General features: G+C 71.7%; 21 protein-coding genes. 18 read left to right on the forward strand and 3 right to left on the reverse strand.

What is annotated here, in order from left to right; all coding sequences use genetic code 11:
* The first annotated feature begins 30 nt into the window (after positions 1-30).
* The 7 genes from ABD951_RS14055 to hisI all read left to right on the forward strand — a co-directional run bounded on the left by ABD951_RS14055 (position 31) and on the right by hisI (position 4,928).
* Entirely contained in the window at positions 31-1,158 is a 1,128-nt protein-coding gene (locus ABD951_RS14055; RefSeq protein WP_345345966.1) for an MFS transporter, read from the forward strand.
* Complete coding sequence (gene hisH, locus ABD951_RS14060; protein WP_345345775.1) at positions 1,155-1,784, forward strand: imidazole glycerol phosphate synthase subunit HisH; 630 nt, start codon at positions 1,155-1,157, stop codon at positions 1,782-1,784. Before ABD951_RS14055 ends, hisH begins: the two co-directional genes overlap by 4 nt.
* The gene (locus ABD951_RS14065) at positions 1,781-2,017 is read left to right on the forward strand and encodes a hypothetical protein (RefSeq protein ID WP_345345777.1); all 237 of its coding nucleotides are present in this window, start codon (positions 1,781-1,783) and stop codon (positions 2,015-2,017) included. The genes hisH and ABD951_RS14065 overlap by 4 nt, the downstream gene beginning before the upstream one ends.
* A 98-nt stretch (positions 2,018-2,115) precedes the next feature.
* Positions 2,116-2,850, forward strand: a complete 735-nt coding sequence (priA, locus tag ABD951_RS14070; protein WP_345345779.1) for a bifunctional 1-(5-phosphoribosyl)-5-((5-phosphoribosylamino)methylideneamino)imidazole-4-carboxamide isomerase/phosphoribosylanthranilate isomerase PriA — start codon at positions 2,116-2,118, stop codon at positions 2,848-2,850.
* Positions 2,851-2,859: 9 nt separating this feature from the next.
* Positions 2,860-3,696 carry an inositol monophosphatase family protein gene (locus ABD951_RS14075; protein WP_345345781.1) on the forward strand — a complete coding sequence of 279 codons (837 nt, stop codon included), beginning with the start codon at positions 2,860-2,862 and terminating at the stop codon, positions 3,694-3,696.
* Positions 3,693-4,466, forward strand: coding sequence for an imidazole glycerol phosphate synthase subunit HisF (gene hisF / locus ABD951_RS14080; protein WP_345345783.1), 774 nt, complete (start codon positions 3,693-3,695; stop codon positions 4,464-4,466). The genes ABD951_RS14075 and hisF overlap by 4 nt, the downstream gene beginning before the upstream one ends.
* A 117-nt stretch (positions 4,467-4,583) precedes the next feature.
* Positions 4,584-4,928: a phosphoribosyl-AMP cyclohydrolase gene (gene hisI / locus ABD951_RS14085; protein WP_345345785.1), complete on the forward strand. Its 345-nt coding sequence runs from the start codon at positions 4,584-4,586 to the stop codon at positions 4,926-4,928.
* A 69-nt stretch (positions 4,929-4,997) separates the two neighbouring features.
* Here hisI and ABD951_RS14090 read toward each other — a convergent pair whose 3' ends face one another.
* Entirely contained in the window at positions 4,998-5,621 is a 624-nt protein-coding gene (locus ABD951_RS14090) for a class I SAM-dependent methyltransferase (protein WP_345345787.1), read from the reverse strand.
* A gap of 81 nt (positions 5,622-5,702) precedes the next feature.
* Between ABD951_RS14090 and ABD951_RS14095 the strand changes: the two genes are divergently transcribed.
* Complete coding sequence (locus tag ABD951_RS14095) at positions 5,703-5,891, forward strand: tautomerase family protein (protein ID WP_345345789.1); 189 nt, start codon at positions 5,703-5,705, stop codon at positions 5,889-5,891.
* A gap of 545 nt (positions 5,892-6,436) precedes the next feature.
* Here ABD951_RS14095 and ABD951_RS14100 read toward each other — a convergent pair.
* On the reverse strand, positions 6,437-6,943 hold the full coding sequence (locus tag ABD951_RS14100; protein WP_345345791.1) for a MarR family winged helix-turn-helix transcriptional regulator: 507 nt from the start codon (positions 6,941-6,943) through the stop codon (positions 6,437-6,439).
* 82 nt (positions 6,944-7,025) lie between these two features.
* On the opposite strand from ABD951_RS14100, the gene ABD951_RS14105 reads away from it, so the two are divergent.
* A complete protein-coding gene (locus ABD951_RS14105; RefSeq protein WP_345345793.1) occupies positions 7,026-7,808 on the forward strand; it encodes a dioxygenase family protein in 783 nt (260 codons plus the stop codon).
* Positions 7,809-7,839: 31 nt separating this feature from the next.
* On the opposite strand, the gene ABD951_RS14110 is transcribed toward ABD951_RS14105, so the two are convergent.
* Complete coding sequence (locus tag ABD951_RS14110) at positions 7,840-8,298, reverse strand: peroxiredoxin (RefSeq protein WP_345345795.1); 459 nt, start codon at positions 8,296-8,298, stop codon at positions 7,840-7,842.
* Between the two features lie 122 nt (positions 8,299-8,420).
* On the opposite strand from ABD951_RS14110, the gene ABD951_RS14115 reads away from it, so the two are divergent.
* The 9 genes from ABD951_RS14115 (at position 8,421) to ABD951_RS14155 (ending at position 21,783) form a co-directional block, all read left to right on the forward strand.
* Positions 8,421-9,989, forward strand: a complete 1,569-nt coding sequence (locus ABD951_RS14115) for an anthranilate synthase component I (protein ID WP_345345797.1) — start codon at positions 8,421-8,423, stop codon at positions 9,987-9,989.
* On the forward strand, positions 9,982-10,665 hold the full coding sequence (locus ABD951_RS14120; RefSeq protein ID WP_345345799.1) for a TIGR02234 family membrane protein: 684 nt from the start codon (positions 9,982-9,984) through the stop codon (positions 10,663-10,665). Before ABD951_RS14115 ends, ABD951_RS14120 begins: the two co-directional genes overlap by 8 nt.
* 84 nt (positions 10,666-10,749) lie before the next feature.
* The gene (gene trpC / locus ABD951_RS14125; protein ID WP_345345801.1) at positions 10,750-11,559 is read left to right on the forward strand and encodes an indole-3-glycerol phosphate synthase TrpC; all 810 of its coding nucleotides are present in this window, start codon (positions 10,750-10,752) and stop codon (positions 11,557-11,559) included.
* A gap of 136 nt (positions 11,560-11,695) precedes the next feature.
* The gene (gene trpB, locus ABD951_RS14130) at positions 11,696-12,976 is read left to right on the forward strand and encodes a tryptophan synthase subunit beta (RefSeq protein ID WP_345345968.1); all 1,281 of its coding nucleotides are present in this window, start codon (positions 11,696-11,698) and stop codon (positions 12,974-12,976) included.
* The gene (gene trpA, locus ABD951_RS14135) at positions 12,973-13,776 is read left to right on the forward strand and encodes a tryptophan synthase subunit alpha (protein ID WP_345345803.1); all 804 of its coding nucleotides are present in this window, start codon (positions 12,973-12,975) and stop codon (positions 13,774-13,776) included. The genes trpB and trpA overlap by 4 nt, the downstream gene beginning before the upstream one ends.
* Positions 13,773-14,762: a prolipoprotein diacylglyceryl transferase gene (gene lgt, locus ABD951_RS14140; protein WP_345345805.1), complete on the forward strand. Its 990-nt coding sequence runs from the start codon at positions 13,773-13,775 to the stop codon at positions 14,760-14,762. The genes trpA and lgt overlap by 4 nt, the downstream gene beginning before the upstream one ends.
* On the forward strand, positions 14,759-15,550 hold the full coding sequence (locus ABD951_RS14145; RefSeq protein WP_345345807.1) for a TM2 domain-containing protein: 792 nt from the start codon (positions 14,759-14,761) through the stop codon (positions 15,548-15,550). Before lgt ends, ABD951_RS14145 begins: the two co-directional genes overlap by 4 nt.
* Positions 15,551-15,713: 163 nt before the next feature.
* Positions 15,714-20,285 (forward strand): glutamate synthase large subunit, encoded by a 4,572-nt coding sequence (gene gltB / locus ABD951_RS14150; RefSeq protein ID WP_345345809.1) that lies wholly within the window; start codon positions 15,714-15,716, stop codon positions 20,283-20,285.
* Entirely contained in the window at positions 20,278-21,783 is a 1,506-nt protein-coding gene (locus ABD951_RS14155) for a glutamate synthase subunit beta (protein WP_345345811.1), read from the forward strand. The genes gltB and ABD951_RS14155 overlap by 8 nt, the downstream gene beginning before the upstream one ends.
* Positions 21,784-21,789 lie beyond the last annotated feature (6 nt).

Genomic DNA, 21,789 nt, shown 5'->3' on the forward strand with positions numbered 1-21,789 from the left:
CTCCTGCGCACGCGCGGCATGCCCGTCGCGATGGCGATGGGCTTCGCCGCGTTCGGTGGCTGGTCGCTGCTGCTGCCGGTCGTTCCGCTTGCCGTCTCCGAGGCCGGCGGGTCCGAAGCCCTCGCCGGGGCGGTGACGGCCGTGTTCATGGCCGCGACCGTCGCGACCCAGCTCGTGACGCCGCGGCTGCTGCACGTGTGGGGCTACCGGCTCGTCCTCGCGGTCGGATGTCTGCTGCTCGGGCTGCCTGCGTTGGCGCTCCTGGCGTCCACCGCGGCCCCGGTCGCGCTCGGGGTCTCGGTCGTCCGTGGCGTCGGCTTCGGCCTGCTCACGGTCGCCGGCAGCGCGCTGGTCGCCGAGCTGGCGCCGAGGGAACTGCTGGGCCGCGCCACCGGGGCGCAGGGCATCGCGATCGCCACCGGCCAGATGATCGCTCTCCCCGTGGGATTGGCGCTGTTCGGCCGCGGGCACGCGAACACCGTGTACGTCCTGGGTGCCGCGGTGCCGATGCTCGCGGTCGTGGCGATCGCGGCACTGCCCCGGATCCGGCACGCCGCCGCCGAGGACGGTTCGCGCCGGCGGTTGCCGCTGTCGGTGCTGCTGGTGCCCTGCCTGGCGATGCTCGCCGTCGCGGCCGCGTACGGCGGTGTGACGAGTCTGCTGCCCATCGCGGTCGCCGGGCGGGCCGCGGTCGCCGGGGTCGCGCTGTCGGTGGCCAGTGCGGCGATCCTGGTCGGCCGCTACGCCGCCGGGCTGCTGGTCGACCGAATCGGGGTGGGCCGGATCATGGTTCCGGCGTTGGCCTGCGCGGCGAGTGGGGCGGTGCTGTTCGCGGTGACCGTCGCCGGCGGCGGCAACGCCGTCCTGCTGATGGCGGCCGCGATCCTGTTCGGTGGCGGGTTCGGCGCCGTCCAGAACGAATCCCTGGTCACGCTGTTCCGATCCGCGGGTCCGACCCGGCTCGGAGCGGCCAGCGCGGCGTGGAACGTCAGCTTCGACGCAGGCACCGGGGTCGGGGCACTCGCGCTCGGAGCCGTCGCCGGGCTGGCCGGTCACGCGGCCGTGTACACGGTCGGGGCGGTCGCGATCGCCCTCGTGATTCCGGTGGCCCTGCTGGCTCCGGGCGCCCGGCGCCCGGCCGATAGAGTTGAGGCATGACCTCCGTCGCCCTCCTCGATTACGGCTCCGGGAACCTGCACTCCGCACAGCGGGCACTCGCGCGCGTCGGCGCCGACGTGACCGTCACCTCCGACCCGGAGACGGCGCTCGCCGCCGACGGGCTCGTGGTGCCCGGCGTCGGCGCGTTCGCCGCGTGCATGGCGGGCCTGAAAGCGGTCCGGGGTGAACGCATCATCGGCAAGCGCCTCGCCGGCGGCCGGCCCGTCCTCGGCATCTGCGTCGGCATGCAGATCATGTTCGAGCGCGGTGTCGAGCACGGAGTCGAAGCCGACGGGTGCGGGGAGTGGCCCGGCACCGTCGAAATGCTGCGAGCCGAGGTGCTCCCACACATGGGCTGGAACACGCTGCAGGCGCCCGCCGACAGCGTGCTGTTCGCCGGCATCGACCCCGACACCCGCTTCTACTTCGTGCACTCCTACGGCGTGCAGAAGTGGGAACTGGCCGACGACGACCTGATCGCGCCGGCCAAACTCACGTGGGCGGACCACGGCGGGCCGTTCCTCGCGGCCGTCGAGAACGGGCCGTTGTCGGCCACCCAGTTCCACCCCGAGAAGTCCGGCGACGCGGGCGCCGCGCTGCTCGAGAACTGGGTGCGCAGCCTGTGACCGGACCCGGTCGCGGGTTCTCCTACGGCCGGCTCGCCCTGGCCGCGCTCGGCGCCGCGACCGCGGTGCTGCTGCTGACCGCGGTCGTCGTCGCGGTGCTCCGACCGACCGGGGTGTGGGGGCTGCTGGTCGCCCTCGGCGGCGTCGTCGGCGCGATCGCCGCGATGGCCACGGTGTCGGGGCGGATGACGCGGCGCGCCTTCGGCGACGACGAGTCCCACCCCGACTCGTAGGCCGCCGTGCGGCCGGCACCGAAGCACCCGGATGTCGCTCGCGGCTTATCGCGGCCCGAGCGCAGCGCCGTCGCTGCGACACAGTAGGGTTGGCGCCCGTGAGCCTGGTCCTTCTGCCTGCCGTAGATGTCGTCGACGGACAAGCCGTCCGCCTCGTTCAGGGGGAGGCCGGCAGCGAAACCAACTACGGCTCGCCCCGGGACGCGGCCCTCGCCTGGCAGAACGCCGGCGCCGAATGGGTACATCTCGTCGACCTCGACGCCGCCTTCGGACGCGGTTCCAACCGCGAGATGCTCGCCGGCGTGATCGGTGAGCTCGACGTGAAGGTCGAGCTGTCCGGCGGCATCCGGGACGACGCCTCCCTCGAGGCGGCCCTGGCCACCGGCTGCGCCCGCGTCAACCTCGGCACCGCCGCCATCGAGAACCCCGAGTGGTGCGCGAGCGCCATCGCCCGTTTCGGCGACAAGATCGCCGTCGGCCTCGACGTCCGGAACGAGGACGGCCGCTGGCAGCTCCGCGGCCGCGGCTGGGTCACCGAGGGCGGGGACCTGTTCGAGACCCTCGCCCGCCTCGACCGCGACGGCTGCGCCCGCTACGTCGTCACCGACGTGTCCAAGGACGGCACCCTCACCGGGCCCAACCTCGACCTGCTGCGCGAGGTGTGCGCGGTCACCGACGCGCCGGTCGTCGCGTCCGGCGGCATCTCCGCCCTCGACGACGTCGTCGCGATCGCCGGACTGACCGACCTCGGTGTCGAGGGCGCGATCATCGGCAAGGCGCTGTACGCCGGCCGGTTCACGCTGCCCGAGGCCCTCGCCGCGGTATCCGGCTAGTCTCGCCGTATGACGGACCCACACGAGTTGCTGGCCGTCGCCGCGGGCGTGCTCGACGGGGCCGTCGACACCTTCCTCGACGGGGTCGGAGCCCCCAGCGCCGTCGCGAAGGGGCCGCGGGACTTCGCGACCGCCGTCGATCTCGAACTCGAGCGGCGGCTGTCCGGGGAGCTCGCCGACCACACCGGAATCCCGGTGCACGGCGAGGAGTTCGGCGGACCGGACCTGGCCACCGGCACCGTGTGGGTGGTCGACCCGATCGACGGCACCCTGAACTACTCGTCCGGGCTGCCGACCGCCGGGATGCTGGTGGCGCTGCTGCAGGACGGCGACCCGGTCCTCGGCCTGACGTGGTTGCCGATGATGAACCGGCGATACGCGGCCGCCGCCGACGGTCCGCTGTTGTGCAACGGCGAGGCACTGCCGCGGCTGCGGTCGCAGGACCTGACGGAATCGATGGTCGGGTTCGGCGCGTTCAATCTGAACGGGCGCGGACCGATCCCCGGCGAGTACCGGGTCCGGGCGCTCGCGGAGGTCAGCCGGGTGTGCCGGCGGCTGCGGATGCACGGCTCCACCGGGGCGGACCTCGCGTTCACCGCGGCCGGGGTGCTCGGCGCCGCGGTCGTGTACGGGCACCATCCGTGGGACAACGCGCCCGGGGTGGCGCTGGTGCGGGCGGCGGGCGGCGTCGTCACCGACCTCGCCGGCGAGCCCTGGCACCTCGGGTCGCGGTCGGTGCTCGCGGCAGCGCCGGGAGTGCACGAGCAGATGATGAACATACTTGTCCCCCTTGGTGATCCGGGGGACTACCGGGACGGCGGAAGTCGGGAAGGAAGCGCGACATGACTGTGGCGGTACGGGTCATCCCGTGTCTGGACGTCGACGCGGGCCGGGTGGTCAAGGGCGTCAACTTCGAAAACCTCAGGGACGCCGGCGATCCCGTCGAACTGGCCGCCATCTACGATGCCCAGGGTGCCGACGAGCTGACCTTCCTCGACGTCACCGCGTCCACCTCCGACCGGGGCACGATGATCGACGTCGTCACCCGCACCGCCGAGCAGGTGTTCATCCCGCTCACCGTCGGCGGCGGCGTGCGCACCGAGGAGGACGTCGACCGGCTGCTGCGCGCGGGCGCGGACAAGGTCAGCGTCAACACCGCGGCGATCGCGCGACCGGAGTTGCTGCGCGAACTGAGTCAGCGATTCGGCGCGCAGTGCATCGTGCTGTCCGTCGACGCCCGTACCGTGCCCGAGGGGCAGGCGCCGACCCCGTCCGGGTGGGAGGTCACCACCCACGGCGGCAAGCGCGGCACCGGGATCGACGCGATCGAGTGGGCGCAGCGCGGCGCGGAACTCGGGGTCGGGGAGATCCTGCTGAACTCGATGGACGCCGACGGCACGAAGGCCGGGTTCGACCTGCCGATGATCCGGGCCGTCCGCGCCGCCGTGCACGTGCCGGTGATCGCCAGCGGCGGCGCCGGGGCCGTCGGGCACTTCGCCCCCGCGGTGCAGGCCGGCGCCGACGCGGTGCTCGCCGCCAGCGTCTTCCACTTCGGCGACATGACGATCGGGGACGTGAAGGCGTCCATGCGCGCGGAAGGGATCACCGTCCGCTGAGGTGGGCCCGCGGATCGCGCCACAGCCGCTCCCGGACGCGGTGGACCGGGTCGCCGCGACGCGCTCCGTTGACTCCTCGTGCGTCGACCCGATCGGTACCACGGTATAAACGGTCACATGAGTCTTGATCCCGCGATCTCAGCACGGCTGAAGCGAAACGAGGCCGGGCTGTTCAGCGCGGTCGCGCAGGAGCGGTCCACCGGCGACGTGCTGATGGTCGCCTGGATGGACGACGAGGCGCTCGCTCGCACCCTGGAAACCCGTAAGGGCACGTACTTCTCCCGGTCGCGTCAGCAGTACTGGGTGAAGGGCGAGACGTCCGGCCACACCCAGTACGTGCACGAGGTCCGGCTCGACTGCGACGGCGACACCGTCCTCCTGATCGTCGACCAGGAGGGCGCCGCCTGCCACACCGGCACCCACACCTGCTTCGACTCCGACGTGCTGCTGCCCCGCCCCTGACCACCGGGCCGCGCGGGCGCGTGCGCCGCGCGTCGTCCCACTCGTCGTCGGGGCGGGTCCGGATCCTGCTCAGCCGGGGACGGGCACGGCGACACCGACGGCGAGGGCGCCCATGGCCTTCGGCGTGCCCTTCTCGTAGAAGGTGTCGAGCTCGCGGATCTCGAAACCCGCGTTCCGCACCAGGGCCGGGATGTCGCGGGTGAGGTGGCAGCCTCCCGCGACCGTCTTCTGGATCGGGTCGATGCGATGCTGCCAGCGCCGGACCTTCTCGTCGGGGGCCAGTCCGTGTTCGACGAAATGCAGGGTGCCGCCCGGTTTCAGAACGCGCCGCACCTCGCGCAGCGCGGCACCGGCGTCGGGAATCGTGCACATCGTCCACGTGGACAGGGCGCAGTCGAAGGTGTTGTCGGGGAAGGGAAGTGACTGCCCGTCGAGTCCGGCGCGCTCGACCGGCACCCTGGACGCCGCGAGGCGGTCCCGGGCCAGCTTCCAGCCGAGGTCGGCGGGTTCGACGGCGCTGACGGAGTCGACCCCCGCGGGGTAGAACGGCAGATTGAGACCGGACCCGAAGCCGATCTCGACCACTCGTCCGTGCAGTCCCGCGCACGCGCGTTCCCGCAGCGGTCTGGTCAACGACATCCCGCAGGACACGTTCACCAGGCGCGGAACGACCTGATCCGAGTAGAACCCCATGCCCACCTCCCAATCACAGTGCGCCGAGCGGTCCTTCCACGGTACGGCCGGACTGTCGATTCGGGGTGCGCCTGTGGCAGATTGCTCCGCATGCCGTTGATCCAGATCTCCCAGACCACGGGCCTGTCCGCCGAGCGCAAGCGCGCCGTCATCGAGGCCGTCACCGCCGCCTACGCCGAGGCCAGCGGGAAGGACCCCGCCAAGGTGTGGGTCACGATCACCGACGTCCCCGGCGAGAACTGGGGTGTCGGCGGCGTCCCCCTCGCCTGACCCCGTTCATCGGACGGTGACCGGGGCGCCGGCCTCGGCGAGCACGGTGCGTGACCCGGCAGCCGGCGCGCTCGACCACCTCGTCGTCCGGGATGCGTTCGCGGTACAGCTCGATGCCCGCGGGTGGCGTCCGGTGCACCGTCCACGCGAGTGCGCCGGACGCGGCAGGGTCGATCCACCTCGTTCCCGGCAGCGCCGCCGCCGACCGCCCGGCCGGCACTCCGCGGCCCCGGGACCACACGCGGACGGCGCGGGTCCGGATCGCGGCGTCGACCTCGACGTCCTTGCCGACGAAGTGTCCGGGTGGAGGCGGCGGTGGTGATGCCGCAACCGGTAGCGGCAGAGCCGGCCCTCGGCGACGGTGCGTGCTCCGGAAAATGGTTCCCCGATGTGTCCCGGGTGCCGACGCTCGCATGCGGCGCGGCGCGGGCCCGTCACCTCGCCTCGGCGTGTGTCTCGCCTGTGGACGACCCGACTCGCTGTCCACGCCCCACCCCATTCAATCCTTGGGCGAGAGGCGTCGGGGAGAGGGGGTCGGGGGAGGGTCAGGCCTTGCCGGTGCCGGCGGCGATCCCGCGGTCGAGTTGGGCGACCAGCGCCTTGCCGAGGGTGATCAGCTGCCGCACCTGGTCGTCGTCGAGGCCGTCGAACACCAGCGCCCGCACCGCCTCGACGTGCTCGGGGGCGGACTCGACGACCTTCGTGTACCCGGAGGCGGTGAGCACCGCCAGTGAACCGCGGCTGCCGACGATCGCCTTGCGTCGCACCCAGCCGGCCTTCTCGAGTTTCGTGACGACGTGCGAGAGCCGGGACAGCGACGCGTTGGCCTGCGCGGCGAGAGTACTCAGCTGCAGGCGCCGGTCGGGGGCTTCCGACAGCACCGCGAGGACGAAGTACTCGAAGTGGGTGAGCTTCGCGTCCCGTTGCAGCTGGGTGTCGAGTGCGGCGGGCAGGCGGGTGGTCAGCGCGATGAGTTCGCGCCACGCGAGTTGCTGCTCGTCGTTGAGCCACCGAGTCGACCGCGGTTCGGTGCCCTCGTGTGTCTCGGTCATCTGCCCTCGCCCCTTCGGAATAGTTGTGGTCCGCACACGTTGACCCCTACAGTACTTGAAGCTTCAACGTAAAGGAGTGGACATGTCGGACCTCGCCATGCCGGCGCTGTACCTCAGCCATGGTGCACCGCCGCTCGTCGACGACGCACTGTGGGTCTCGCAACTCGAGACGTGGGCGCAGGATCTGCCCCGGCCCGAGGCCATCCTGATGGTGTCGGCGCACTGGGAGTCCGCGCCGCTGACGATCGGCGCGGTCGCGACCGGCACTCCGCTGGTCTACGACTTCGGCGGCTTCGACCGCAAGTACTACCAGGTGCAGTACGCCTCGCCCGGCGCGCCGGAACTCGCACGCCAGGTCGCGGCCCTGATGCCCGACAACGAGCCGATTCACCACCAGCCCGACCGTGGACTCGACCACGGCGCCTACGTGCCGCTGACCGTGATGTACCCCGACGCGGACATCCCGGTGCTGCAGATCTCGCTGCCGACCCTCGATCCCCGGCGGTTGCTGCACCTCGGGGAGCGACTGCGGCCGCTGCGCGAGCAGGGGGTCCTGATCGTCGGATCGGGATTCACCACCCACGGCCTGCCGTTCCTGCGGGACTGGACCCCGAACGCCCAGGCGCCCGGGTGGTCGCGCGAGTTCGACGCCTGGGCGGCCGAGCGTTTCGCCGACGGCGACGTCGACGCCCTGATCGACTTCCGGGCCCAGGCGCCCGGGATGCCCTTCGCGCATCCGACGATCGAGCACTTCGCGCCGCTGTTCGTCGCGCTCGGCGCGTCCAGCGACCCGGAGCAGTCCGCGACGCAGGTCATCGACGGATTCTGGATGGGGCTCGCGAAACGGTCACTGCAGCTGGCGTGAGGCGAGGCGGTGCGGCGGCACCCCCTTCGCGTCAGCGCGTCTCGCGCAGGAACGCGAGCGCCTGGTCCCCGTGCGTGTTGGCGCGCAGTTCGCTGGCGATCACCTTCAGCACCGTGCGGTCGGTGTCGATCACGAACGTGGTCCTCTTGACCGGGGAGAACTTCGCGAGCAACCCGCGCCGGACGCCGAACTGCTCGGCGACCGCGCCGCCGACGTCCGACAGCAGCGGGTAGTCGAACGACTTCGCCGCCGCGAACGACGCCTGCGTGTCGACCGGATCAGTCGAGATTCCGGCCCGCGACGCCCCGACCGCCGCGAACTCGGCCGCCAGATCGCGGAAGTGGCACGCCTCCGCCGTGCACACCGGGGTGTTCGCGGCCGGGTAGAAGAACAACACCAGCGGTCCGCCGGCGACCAGCTCACTCAGGGACCGGACCGTGCCGGATTGATCGGGCAACGCGAAATCGGGGGCCTGCTCACCGGTCTGCATGCGCGCGAGGCTACCGTCCCCGCCCCGGTCGTGGGGGCACGGTCCACTCCGGGTCGCTGCGCGGGCTCCGCTCCTGTGCACCCTGGTCGCTACGCGGGCTCCGCTCCTGGGATGATGGGCGCATGCCCGGCGAGTCCACCACCGTGACCTCCGCAGCCGTCGAGACGGCCGCAGCCACCACCACCCGCGCGCAGTTCCGTGCGCTGGCGGCCGAACACCGGGTCGTCCCGGTCACCCGAAAGGTGTTGGCGGACGCGGAAACTCCACTGTCCGCGTACCGCAAGCTCGCCGCCGGCCGACCCGGCACCTTCCTGCTCGAGTCCGCGGAGAACGGCCGCTCGTGGTCGCGGTGGTCGTTCATCGGCGCAGGCAGCCCCGCCGCGCTGACCGTCGTCGACGGCGAAGCCGCGTGGTACGGCAACGTGCCCGCGGGTGCGCCGTCGGGCGGCGACCCGATCGCCGCCCTCGGGCAGACCCTGGAACTGCTGCGCAGCGAACGCCTGCCGGACCTGCCGCCGCTGACCGGCGGCATGGTCGGCTTCATGGGATACGACGTGGTGCGTCGGCTCGAACGGCTGCCGAGCCACGCCGTCGACGACCTCCACATCCCGGAGATGGTGATGCTGCTGGCGACCGACCTCGCCGCCGTGGACCACCACGAGGGTGCGATCACGTTGATCGCGAACGCCGTGAACTGGGACGGCAGCGACGAGCGCGTCGACGAGGCCTACGACGACGCCGTCGCGCGGCTCGACGCGATGACCCGGGCGCTGAGCGCCCCCGCCGCGTCGACCGTCTCCACGTTCACCAAGGTCGCCCCGGAATTCCGACGGCAGCGCACCACCGAGGAGTTCGGCACCGACGTGCGCCGATTGATCTCCGAGATCGAGGCCGGCGAGGCGTTCCAGGTGGTGCTCTCGCAGCGTTTCGAGATGGACACCGAGGCCGCGCCCGTCGACATCTACCGGATGCTGCGCGCGTCCAACCCCAGCCCGTACATGTACCTGGTCAACGTCCCGGACGGCGCCGGCGGCACCGCGTTCGCGATCGTCGGGTCCAGCCCCGAGTCGCTGGTGACCGTCAAGGAGGGCACCGCGACCACGCACCCGATCGCGGGCACCCGCTGGCGCGGCGCCACCGAGGAGGAGGACGTGCTGCTGGAGAAGGATCTGATCGCCGACGAGAAGGAGAACTCCGAGCACCTGATGCTCGTCGACCTCGGCCGCAACGACCTCGGCCGGGTGTGCGAACCGGGCACCGTCACGGTGCACGACTACCGGCACGTCGAGCGTTACAGCCACGTGATGCACCTGGTGTCCACGGTCACCGGCCGGCTCGCCGACGGCAAGCACGCCCTCGACGCCGTCACCGCCTGCTTCCCGGCCGGCACCCTCTCGGGGGCGCCGAAGGTGCGGGCGATGGAGCTGATCGACGAGCTCGAACCCACCCGCCGCGGCATCTACGGCGGCATCGTCGGCTACCTCGACTTCGCCGGCGACGCCGACACCGCGATCGCGATCCGCTCCGCCCTCGTCAAGGACGGGACCGCGTACGTGCAGGCCGGCGCCGGGGTGGTCGCCGACTCCGACCCCGTCTACGAGGACACCGAGGCCCGCAACAAGGCGATGGCGGTGCTCAGTGCGATCGCCTCCGCCGGCACCCTGCGCACCCTGGGCGGCGGCGATGACTGACCCCGCCGCCGCGGCGCCCAGGCGACGGTCGGGTCTGACCGCCGCGTTGCCGGCGCTGTTGCTCGCGGTCGCCGCGCTGTGCCTGTGGGCGTCGTCGCGGATGACCTGGGTGCGGGTGGACTCGTTCGACGGACTCGGCGAGGCCCGCACCACCGACCTGATCGGCGGCACGTGGGCGGCCGCGACGACGCCGCTGGCGCTGGTGCTGCTCGCCGCGATCGCCGCGTCGTTCGCGGTGCGCGGGTGGGCGTTGCGGGTGGTGGCGCTGCTGGTGGCACTGGTCGCGGTCGCGGCGATCGTCCCGGCGGCGCAGTTGCTGGTGACCGACGTCGACACCGACCGCGCGGGCCGGCTCGCCGAGCTGCCCGGACGCGCCGACGTCACCGGAACCGATGTGCTGACCGCGCCGGCGTTGCTGGTGATCGGCGGCGGAGTCGTGGCGCTCGCCGCGGCGGTCGCGTTGCTGCGCAAGGCGTCGGTCAGCACCGGGCTGTCGTCGAAGTACGCGGCGCCCGCGGCGCGGCGGGAGGAGGCGACCCGCCGTACCGAGTCGAGCGGCCCGTCGAGCCAGCGGGTGCTGTGGGATGCGCTGGACGCCGGCGACGATCCCACCGACGACGAGCCCGGCGACCAGGACGGACCAGGGCCGACCACGGGCACGGACACCCGCCGTTAGTCAAGACTCGGCCGGGCTCTAGGCTTGGCCGAACGGATGACGTTTCTCACAATTGGCGACAGCCCAGAAAGGACTCGGGACACGATGAGCGTTCTCGATTCGATTCTCGACGGGGTGCGCGCCGACGTCGCCGCCCGCGAGTCCGTGCTCGACCTCGCCGCGGTCAAGGCTGCCGCCGCCGCGGCCCCGTCGGCCCTGAACGCCGCCGCCGCGCTCCGCGCCGACGGTATCGGGGTGATCGCGGAGGTCAAGCGCGCCAGCCCGTCCAAGGGTGAGCTGTCCACGATCACCGACCCCGCCGCGTTGGCCCGCGCGTACGAGGAGGGTGGCGCGCGGGTGATCAGCGTCCTCACCGAGGAGCGCCGTTTCAAGGGGTCGTTGGCCGACCTCGATGCCGTCCGCAAGGCGGTGCGTATCCCGATCCTGCGCAAGGACTTCATCGTCGGGCCGTACCAGATCCACGAGGCCCGCGCGCACGGTGCGGACGTGATCCTGCTGATCGTCGCGGCGCTCGACCAGAACACCCTCACCCTGCTCCTGGATCGCACCGAGTCTCTCGGCATGACCGCCCTCGTCGAGGTGCACACCGAGGAGGAGGCGGACCGCGCGCTCGAGGCCGGCGCCAGTGTCATCGGCATCAACGCCCGCAACCTCAAGACCCTCGAGGTCGACCGCGACACCTTCGCGCGGATCGCGCCCGGCCTGCCGAGCAACGTCGTCAAGATCGCCGAGTCCGGCGTGCGAGGCCCCGCTGACCTGCTCGCGTACGCCGGCGCAGGCGCCGACGCGGTACTCGTCGGGGAGGGCTTGGTCACCAGCGGCGACCCGCGCACCGCCGTCAAGGATCTCGTCGCCGCGGGCACGCACCCGTCCTGCCCGAAGCCGTCTCGCTGACACGTCGGCGAGCCGACCGGGGGTGCCGCCGGTGACGTCAGACCCGGAGTGCGGTCGACGTCACCATCTGAGGCAGACTGAACGGGTGACTGCAGACGATTCCGTACTTTCCGCCAAGGGTCGCGGACTGCCCCGCATGAGCGACGGCGTCACCGCGCGCAGCGCCCACGAACCCGATGCCGGTGGGCATTTCGGCGTGTACGGCGGGCGGTACGTTCCCGAGGCGTTGATGGCGGTGATCGAGGAGGTCACCGCCGAGTACGACAAGGCTCGCGTGGACCCGGCGTTCCTCGCCGAACTCGACCGGCTGCAGCGTGACTACACCGGACGCCCGTCCCCGGTGTACGAGGCGGCCCGGCTGTCCGAACACGCCGGCGGCGCCCGGCTGCTGCTCAAGCGCGAGGACCTCAACCACACCGGATCGCACAAGATCAACAACGTGCTCGGCCAGGTGCTGCTCGCCAAGCGGATGGGCAAGACGCGCGTCATCGCCGAGACCGGCGCCGGCCAGCACGGTGTCGCGACCGCGACCGCCTGCGCGCTGCTCGGCCTCGAGTGCGTCGTCTACATGGGCGAGGTGGACACCGAGCGGCAGGCCCTCAACGTCGCGCGGATGCGGTTGCTCGGCGGCGAGGTGATCGCCGCGAAGACCGGCTCGCGCACCCTCAAGGACGCGATCAACGAAGCGTTGCGGGACTGGGTCACCAACGCGGACAACACCTACTACTGCTTCGGCACGGCCGCGGGCCCGCATCCGTTCCCGATGATGGTCCGCGACTTCCAGCGCATCATCGGCCTCGAGGCCCGCGCGCAGGTGCACGCGCTGACCGGCCGGCTGCCCGACGCGGTCGCCGCCTGCGTCGGTGGCGGGTCCAACGCGATCGGCATCTTCCACGCGTTCATCGACGACCCGGCGGTCCGGCTCGTCGGATTCGAGGCCGCCGGTGACGGCGTCGAGACCGGCAGGCACGCCGCGACGATCACGGGCGGCACGCCGGGCGCACTGCACGGCGCGTACTCGTACCTGCTGCAGGACGAGGACGGCCAGACCGTCGAGTCGCATTCGATCTCCGCGGGCCTCGACTACCCGGGGGTCGGGCCCGAGCACTCGTACCTCAAGGACGCCGGGCGCGCCGACTACCGGCCGATCACCGACGCCGAGGCGATGGACGCGTTCGCGCTGCTGTGCCGCACCGAGGGCATCATCCCCGCGATCGAGTCCGCGCACGCGGTCGCCGGCGCCCTGAAGCTCGGCAAGGAACTGGGTGAGGGCGCGATCGTGCTCGTCAACATCTCCGGTCGCGGCGACAAGGACGTCGACACCGCCGCCAAGTGGTTCGGGCTGCTGCCGGACACCACGGACGGCACCGCCGTCGCCGACACCGACAACGCCGACACCGAAGGGGCACACAAGTGAGCGCCGCACCGTCCAAGCTCGGGGAGCTCTTCGCGCAGTGCCGGGCCGAGAACCGGGCTGCGCTGGTCGGCTACCTGCCCGCCGGATTCCCGGACCTGCCGCGTTCGATCGAGGCGTTCGAGGCCCTCGTCGACGCCGGCTGTGACCTGATCGAGGTCGGCATCCCGTACAGCGACCCGGTGATGGACGGGCCGACGATCCAGGCCGCCGCGGACACCGCCCTCGCCGCCGGAGTCCGGGTCCGCGACGTGTTCACCGTCGTCGAGGCGATCACCAAGGCCGGCGGCAAGGCGGTCGTGATGACGTACTGGAACCTCGTTCTCAAGTACGGCGTCGACAACTTCGCGCGCGACCTCGCCGCCGCGGGTGGCCTCGGCATCATCACCCCGGACCTGATCCCGGACGAGGCCGGCGACTGGATCGCGGCGTCGGACGAGTACGGCCTGGACCGGACCTTCCTGGTCGCGCCGAGCTCGACGAACGAACGTCTCGCGGCGACCGTCGACGCGTGCCGTGGCTTCGTGTACGCGACGTCGACGATGGGTGTCACCGGCGCCCGGGACGCGGTCTCCAACATGGCTCCGGAGCTGGTGGCGCGGGTGCGCGAGCATTCCGACATCCCGGTCGGCGTCGGACTCGGTGTCCGGTCCGGCGCGCAGGCCGCGGAGATCGCGGCCTACGCGGACGCGGTCATCGTCGGTTCCGCCCTGGTCACCGCGGCCGCCGAGGGCCCGGACGCGGTGCGGGCCCTGACCGCGGAACTCGCCGCAGGCGTCCGCTCGGCTACCGTGGCGTCGTGACCGACGTTCTCGCCTACATCCCGAGCCCACCGCAGGGCGTGTGGAACATCGGCCCGGTGCCGCTGCGCGCCTACGCCCTCTTCATCATCGCCGGCATCGTCGTCGCGGTGATCTGGGGTGACCGCCGGTGGGTGGCGCGCGGAGGCGAGAAGGGCACCGTCCTCGACGTCGCGATCTGGGCGGTGCCGTTCGGCCTGGTCGGTGGCCGGCTCTATCACATCGCCACCGACTGGACGACGTACTTCGGTGCAGGCGGGAACCCCGGGGACGCGCTGAAGATCTGGCAGGGCGGTCTCGGAATCTGGGGCGCGGTCCTGCTCGGCGGTGTCGGTGCGTGGATCGGCTGCCGTCAGCGCGGCGTGTCGGTGGCGGCCCTCGGCGACGCGATCGCACCCGCGATCCTGCTGGCGCAGGCGATCGGCCGGCTCGGAAACTGGTTCAACCAGGAGCTCTACGGGCGTGAGACCACGGTCCCGTGGGGGCTCGAGATCTATCAGCGGGTCAACTCCGCGGGACGCCTCGACCAGCTGACCGGCACCTCCAACGGTGTCGTCGAGAAGGTCGTGCACCCGACGTTCCTGTACGAACTGGTCTGGAACGTGCTGATCGTGCTGCTGCTCGTGTGGGTGGACCGGCGGTTCCGCATCGGCCACGGCCGGCTGTTCGCGCTGTACGTCGCCGGCTACTGCCTGGGCCGGTTCTTCGTCGAGCTGATGCGTGACGACCATGCCACCCACATCGCAGGCATCCGGATCAACTCGTTCACCTCGGCGATCGTGTTCGTCGGTGCGGTCGCGTACTTCCTGCTCGCGAAGAAGGGCCGGGAAACACCCGCCGAACTGCGCATCGGGAAGGCCCGCGAGGAGTACCTCGCCGCGCACCCGACGCCGGACGGGGGATCGGACGACACCCCGGCCGGGGACCCGGAGACGAGCGCCCCGACCACGCAGGCACAGGGCACCACCACCGAGGGGAACGGCACGTGACCGGACCGACCGGCAACGGCGAACCGCGCAAGGAGACCGGCACCCCGGGCACCGGCCCCGACGATCCGACCGCGGCGCACCCCACCGCGGACGACGCGACGACGGCGTACCCCACCGCGGACGATCCGACCGCGGCGTACCCCACCGCGGACGATCCGACCGCGGCGTACCCCACCGCGGACGATCCGACGACGGTGTACCCCACGGCGGATCAGCCGACGACCGCGTACCCGACGTCGGACTTTCTGGCCGGATACCCGACCACCGAGTACCCCGCGCCCGGCGGGTACCCGCAGCCGAGCGGACCGGTCTACGGGCCGCCCGGCAGCGGGCCGGGAATGCCACCGCCGACGGTCCCGCCCCAGCCCGGGACGCCGCCCGGATACCCGACGCCGCCGATCGGGTATCCGTCGCCGCCGGGGTTTCCGGCCCCGCAGCAGCCGCCGTACGGCGCACCCGGCTACGGCTACGCCGCGGTCGACCCGACCGCGCCGTTCGGCCGGGATCCCCTGACCGGGCAGCCGATGTCCGACAAGTCGAAGGTCGCGGCCGGCCTGTTGCAGATCCTGCTGCCGTTCCTGTCGGTCTGCGGCGTCGGCCGCCTCTACATCGGCAGCATTGCGATCGGGCTCGTGCAATTGCTCGGCATGTTCGTCGCGATCGCGCTGTCGATGGTGCTGATCGGCATCCCGTTCGTGATCGGGATCTGGCTGTGGACCGTCGTGGACGGAATCATGATCCTCGGCGGCACCGTGCGCGACGGCCAGGGGCGGGTGCTCCGCAGCTGATTCCGGCCCCGAAAACTGGTGACGGTTCGCCGGGGTCCCGCTGTTAAACTGGGCGCACCCGAGTGTGACGCTCGGAACCTGCTGCCCACGCGCGCCACACCGGATGCCTCCGGCCCATGTGCCTTCCGGCTCATGTGCTGACCGCCCCGTGTGGAGGTGTCAGGTGCTCTTCTCCCAGATACCGGAGCCGCAGGGGCTCTACGACCCCGCGACGGAATCCGACTCCTGTGGGGTTGCGATGGTCGCGGACATCCACGGCCGCCGTTCCCACGACATCGTCGCCGACGGGCTGCTCGCGCTCGCGAACCTCGAGCATCGCGGTGCGGCGGGGTCGGAACCGAACAGCGGTGACGGCGCCGGGATCCTGATGCAGCTGCCGGTCGAACTGCTGACCGCGGTCGCGGGTGTCGACCTGCCGGAGTCGGATCCCACCGGGAACGCGTTCGCCGCCGGAATCTGTTTCCTGCCGCGGGATGCGGCCGTGCGGGCCGCGGCGGTCGCACGGATCGAGGCGATCGCGGCCGAGGAGCACCTCGAGGTGCTCGGCTGGCGGGAGGTGCCCGTCGACCCGGACGGCGCCGACGTCGGCGCCGGTGCCCGCGAGTGCATGCCGCACATGAGCCAGCTGTTCGTCGCCGGACCGGCGGGGCCCGACGGCCGCCGGCCGGCCGGCCTCCACCTCGACCGCCTGGTCTACCCGCTGCGCAAGCGGGCCGAACAGGTCACCGACGACGGGCTCGGGGTGTACTTCCCGTCGCTGTCCGCGCGGACGATGGTCTACAAGGGGATGCTGACCACGACCCAGCTGCCCGCGTTCTTCCCCGACCTGCGGGACGAGCGGTGCCGCAGCGCGATCGCGATCGTGCACAGCCGATTCTCGACGAACACGTTCCCGTCGTGGCCGCTCGCGCATCCGTTCCGCTACGTCGCGCACAACGGCGAGATCAACACGGTCCGCGGCAACCGGAACCGGATGCGGTCCCGGGAGGCGATGCTGGCCAGCGACCTGATTCCCGGTGAGCTGCAGCGGTTGTACCCGATCTGCACGCCCGACGCTTCCGACTCGGCATCGTTCGACGAGGTGCTCGAACTGCTGCACCTCGGCGGCCGCAGTGTCGAGCACGCGGTGATGATGATGATCCCCGAGGCGTGGGAGAACGACCTCGCGATGGCGCCGGAGCGCCGCGACTTCTACCGTTTCCACGCCTCGCTGATGGAGCCGTGGGACGGGCCGGCCTGTGTGACGTTCACCGACGGCGTCCGGGTCGGCGCGGTTCTCGACCGCAACGGGCTGCGGCCGGGTCGGTGGTGGCAGACCGCGGACGGCCGGGTCGTGCTGGCCAGCGAGGCCGGGGTGCTCGACATCGAGCAGTCGCGGGTGTTGGCGAAGGGCCGGCTCGAGCCGGGCCGGATGTTCCTCGTGGACACCGCCGCCGGGCGGATCGTCCCCGACGACGAGGTGAAATCGGCGCTCGGCGCCGCGCAACCCTACGCGGAGTGGCTGTACGCGGGGTTGCTGAGCCTCGACGAGTTGCCGGACCGGCCCCCCACGGTGCACCCGCACGCATCGGTGGTGCGGCGCCAGGTCGCGTTCGGGTACACCGAGGAGGACCTGCGGATCCTGCTCGCCCCGATGGCCGCCAGCGGCGGCGAACCGCTCGGCTCGATGGGAACCGACACGCCGGTCGCGGTGATGTCGCAGCGTCCCCGGCTGCTCTACGACTACTTCGTCGAATTGTTCGCGCAGGTCACCAACCCGCCGCTGGACGCGATCAGGGAGGAGGTCGTCACGTCGCTGACCCGGGTGATGGGGCCCGAGCAGAATCTGCTGCACCCGACCGCCGCGTCCTGCAGGCAGATCGTGCTGCCGTGGCCGGTGCTCGACAACCACGCCCTGAGCAAGATCGTCCACATCGACGACGACGGCGACCATCCCGGTCTGGCCGCCACCGTCCTGCACGCGCTGTACGACGTGGACCGCGGCGGCGTCGGGATGGCCGAGGCGATCGAGGACCTGCGGGCCCGGGCCGGCGCCGCGATCGCCGCCGGATACCGGACCCTGATCATCTCCGATCGCGACTCCGATCACCTGCGGGCCCCGATTCCGTCGCTGCTCGCGGTGTCCGCGGTCCACCACCACCTGATCCGGACGAAGGAACGGACCAAGGTCGCGCTCGTCGTCGAGTCCGGCGACGCCCGCGAGGTGCACCACGTGGCGTTGCTGATCGGGTTCGGTGCGGCCGCCGTGAATCCGTACCTGGCCATGGAGACGATCGAGGACCTCGTCGGCGAGGGGGAGTTGACCGGTCTCGAACCGGCGGTCGCGGTGCGCAACTACCTGTACGCGCTCGGCAAGGGCGTGCTCAAGGTGATGTCGAAGATGGGCATCTCCACCGTCGGATCGTACACGGCAGCACAGGTTTTCGAGGCGATCGGCCTGGACCGCGACCTGGTCCACGAGTACTTCCGGGGCACCGTCTCGACCCTCGGCGGCGTCGGGCTCGACACCCTCGCCGAGGAGGTCCGCGCCCGGCACCGGCTGGCGTACCCGCCGAACCCGACGGACCGCGCCTATCGGCGCCTCGACGTCGGCGGCGAGTACCAGTTCCGGCGGGACGGCGAACTGCACCTGTTCACCCCGGAAACGGTGTTCCTGCTCCAGCACGCCACCCGCACCGGGCGCCGGGAGGTGTTCGACCGGTACAGCGAGGAGGTCAACGCGCTCGCCGCCCGCGGCGGCACGCTGCGTGGCCTGTTCCGGTTCCGGGAGGGGCTGCTGCCTCCGGTCCCGCTCGACGAGGTGGAGCCGGTGAGCGCGATCGTCACCCGCTTCAACACCGGCGCGATGAGCTACGGGTCGATCTCCGCCGAGGCGCACGAGACGATGGCCGTCGCGATGAACAACCTTGGTGGGCGGTCGAACTCGGGGGAGGGCGGCGAGAACGCCGATCGGCTGCACGACCCGGGCCGGCGCAGCGCGGTCAAGCAGGTGGCCAGCGGCAGGTTCGGCGTCACCAGCGACTACCTGATCAACGCCAGCGACATCCAGATCAAGATGGCGCAGGGCGCCAAGCCCGGCGAGGGCGGCCAGCTTCCCGCGTTCAAGGTCTACCCGTGGGTGGCGACGACCCGGCACTCGACCCCCGGGGTCGGGCTGATCTCACCACCGCCGCACCACGACATCTACTCCATCGAGGATCTCGCGCAGCTGATCCACGATCTGAAGAACGCCAACGAGAACGCACGGGTGCACGTCAAGCTCGTCAGTTCCGTCGGGGTCGGGACGGTGGCGGCCGGAGTGTCGAAGGCGCACGCCGACGTGGTGCTCATCTCCGGTCACGACGGCGGTACCGGCGCGTCGCCGCTGACGTCGCTCAAACATGCCGGGGCGCCGTGGGAGATCGGACTGGCCGACGCGCAGCAGACGTTGGTGCTCAACGGCCTTCGGGATCGGATCACCGTCCAGTGCGACGGCGGCATGCGAACCGGGCGGGACGTGATGGTGGCAGCCCTGCTCGGTGGCGAGGAGTTCGGCTTCTCCACCGCGCCGCTCGTCGTCGTCGGCTGCATCATGATGCGGGTCTGTCACCTCGACACCTGCCCGGTCGGGGTCGCGACCCAGAACCCGGTGCTGCGGGCCCGCTACACGGGCAAACCCGAGTTCGTCGAGGAGTACTTCCGGTTCGTCGCCGAGGAGGTGCGCGAGCACCTGGCCCGTCTCGGTCTGCGCAGCCTGGACGAGGCGGTCGGGCGCGCCGACCTGCTCGAGACGGCGGAGGGAGTGGCGCACTGGAAGAACCGGGGACTGGACCTGACCCCGATCTTCGCTGTCCCCACCGGATCCGACGGGCAACGGCTGCCGCAGCGCCGCCGCGTCCGCGACCAGGACCACGGTCTGGCGGGGGCGTTGGACCGGAGTCTGATTCAGCTCGCCGAGGGGGCGCTCGAGGATGCGCACCCGGTGCGGCTCGAGCTGCCGGTGCGCAACGTCAACCGCACCGTCGGCACCCTGCTCGGCGCCGAGGTGACTCGCCGCTACGGCGCAGTCGGGTTGCCCGACGACACGATCGTCGTGGAGCTGACCGGCTCCGCCGGGCAGTCGCTCGGCGCATTCCTGCCGCCGGGCATCACCCTGGAGATGATCGGGGACGCCAACGACTATGTGGGCAAGGGGCTTTCCGGGGGCCGGATCGTCGTGAGGCCGGCACCCGACGCGTTGTTCGAGGCGGAGGAGCAGGTGATCGCCGGCAACACCGTGCTCTACGGCGCGACCTCGGGCGAGGTGTTCCTGCGCGGCCAGGTGGGCGAGCGGTTCTCGGTCCGCAACTCCGGCGCGACCGCGGTCGTCGAGGGTGTCGGCGACCACGCCTGTGAATACATGACCGGGGGCCGGGTCGTCATCCTCGGACCGACCGGCCGCAATCTCGCGGCCGGGATGTCCGGGGGCATTGCGTACGTGCTCGATCTCGACCCGACCCGGGTGAACCGGGCGATGGTCACCCTCGAGCCGCTCGACCCCGACGACCTGGAGTGGTTGCGGGCCGCGGTCTCCCGGCACCGGGACCGGACCGGCTCCCCGGTCGCGGCGTCGGTGCTGGCCGACTGGCCACGGCGCTGCGGACTGTTCACCAAGGTGCTGCCGGTCGACTACCGGCGGGTGCTCGACGCGACCCGGCTCGCGCGGGCCGAGGGGCGCGACGTCGACACCGCGATCATGGAGGCGGCACGTGGCTGATCCGCATGGCTTCCTGAACGTGCGCAAGGTCGAGGCGCCGAAACGTCCGGTGGCCGACCGGGTCCGGGACTGGCGGGAGGTGGGCGCCGAGCAGTCGCCGGCGGCGCGGGCACGCGAGGTCGCCGAGCAGGCGACGCGCTGCATGGACTGCGGAATCCCGTTCTGTCACTCGGGTTCCGCCGGCTGCCCGCTCGGGAACCTGATCCCCGAGTGGAACGACCTGGTTCGGCGGGGACGGTGGTCGGCGGCCGCCGACCGGCTCCACATGACCAACAACTTCCCCGAGGTCACCGGCCGCATCTGCCCGGCACCGTGCGAGGCGGCGTGCGTGCTGTCGATCGCCGAGAACGACACCGGCGGCAGTGTCACGATCAAGCGGATCGAGCAGGCGATCGCCGACGCCGCCTGGGAGGGACGTGCGGTCGCTCCGCAGGCGGCGACGGTCAGTTCCGGTCGCACCGTCGCCGTCGTCGGGTCCGGGCCCGCGGGGCTGGCCGCGGCCCAGCAGCTGACCCGCGCCGGACACGACGTCACGGTGTTCGAACGCGACGACCGGCTCGGTGGCCTGCTGCGCTACGGCATCCCGGCGTTCAAGCTGGACAAGGTCGTGATCGACCGGCGCATCGACCAGATGCGCGCCGAGGGCACACATTTCGTCATCGACTGTAACGTGGGTGCGGACGTGTCGGTGTCGCAGCTGCGCCAGCGGTACGACGCGGTCGTGCTGGCGGTCGGGGCGTTGCGGGCCCGCGACAACACCACCGTCCAGGGTCGCGAACTCGACGGCATCCATCTCGCGATGGAGCACCTGGTGCTCGCGAACAGGGAGTGCGAGGGCGACGGCGAAAGCCCGGTCACCGCGCACGGCAAGCACGTCGTGATCATCGGCGGCGGCGACACGGGCGCCGACTGTCTCGGCACCGCGCACCGGCAGGGGGCGCTGTCGGTCACCCAGCTCGATTACCACGCGGAGGCGCCGGTGGTGCGGGACGACGAGCGGTCGCCGTGGCCGTCCTGGCCGATGGTGCTGCGGACGTCGCCGGCCCACGCAGAAGGTGGGGTCCGGCGGTACGAGGTTGCGGTGCAACGGTTTCTGGGCGACGAGGCGGGCCACGTCCGGTCGATGGTGCTCGCGGAGGTGCGCGTCACCCGCGACGAGCAGGGCCGCCGGCACATCACGCCGATCGGTGAGGAGGTCGAACTGCCGTGCGACCTGGCCCTTCTCGCGATCGGCTTCGAAGGGGTCGAGCACAGCGTGCTGCTCGACGACTTCGGACTCGACCTCACGCGCCGCGGCGTGCTCGCCTGCGGACCGGACTGGCAGACGTCGGCGCCCGGCGTCTTCGTGTGCGGCGACGCGCACCGGGGCGCGTCGCTCGTTGTCTGGGCGATCGCCGAGGGGCGCTCGGCTGCACACGCCGTCGACGTATTCCTCACCGGGCATTCGGATCTGCCGTCCCCCGTGCATCCGGCCGCTCTTCCGCTGGAGGTTCTCTGACCCGCG

The organism is Rhodococcus olei, assembly GCF_039540555.1.
Classification (GTDB): domain Bacteria; phylum Actinomycetota; class Actinomycetes; order Mycobacteriales; family Mycobacteriaceae; genus Rhodococcus_G; species Rhodococcus_G olei.

What these genes read in the sequence shown, in the direction of transcription:
- ABD951_RS14055 (WP_345345966.1), top strand. Translation starts at nt 31, where the DNA reads ATGGCGATGGGCTTCGCCGCGTTCGGTGGCTGGTCGCTGCTGCTGCCG.
- hisH (WP_345345775.1), top strand. Translation starts at nt 1,155, where the DNA reads ATGACCTCCGTCGCCCTCCTCGATTACGGCTCCGGGAACCTGCACTCC.
- ABD951_RS14075 (WP_345345781.1), top strand. Translation starts at nt 2,860, where the DNA reads ATGACGGACCCACACGAGTTGCTGGCCGTCGCCGCGGGCGTGCTCGAC.
- hisF (WP_345345783.1), top strand. Translation starts at nt 3,693, where the DNA reads ATGACTGTGGCGGTACGGGTCATCCCGTGTCTGGACGTCGACGCGGGC.
- hisI (WP_345345785.1), top strand. Translation starts at nt 4,584, where the DNA reads ATGAGTCTTGATCCCGCGATCTCAGCACGGCTGAAGCGAAACGAGGCC.
- ABD951_RS14090 (WP_345345787.1), bottom strand. Translation starts at nt 5,621, where the DNA reads ATGGGGTTCTACTCGGATCAGGTCGTTCCGCGCCTGGTGAACGTGTCC.
- ABD951_RS14100 (WP_345345791.1), bottom strand. Translation starts at nt 6,943, where the DNA reads ATGACCGAGACACACGAGGGCACCGAACCGCGGTCGACTCGGTGGCTC.
- ABD951_RS14105 (WP_345345793.1), top strand. Translation starts at nt 7,026, where the DNA reads ATGTCGGACCTCGCCATGCCGGCGCTGTACCTCAGCCATGGTGCACCG.
- ABD951_RS14110 (WP_345345795.1), bottom strand. Translation starts at nt 8,298, where the DNA reads ATGCAGACCGGTGAGCAGGCCCCCGATTTCGCGTTGCCCGATCAATCC.
- ABD951_RS14115 (WP_345345797.1), top strand. Translation starts at nt 8,421, where the DNA reads ATGCCCGGCGAGTCCACCACCGTGACCTCCGCAGCCGTCGAGACGGCC.
- ABD951_RS14120 (WP_345345799.1), top strand. Translation starts at nt 9,982, where the DNA reads ATGACTGACCCCGCCGCCGCGGCGCCCAGGCGACGGTCGGGTCTGACC.
- trpC (WP_345345801.1), top strand. Translation starts at nt 10,750, where the DNA reads ATGAGCGTTCTCGATTCGATTCTCGACGGGGTGCGCGCCGACGTCGCC.
- trpB (WP_345345968.1), top strand. Translation starts at nt 11,696, where the DNA reads ATGAGCGACGGCGTCACCGCGCGCAGCGCCCACGAACCCGATGCCGGT.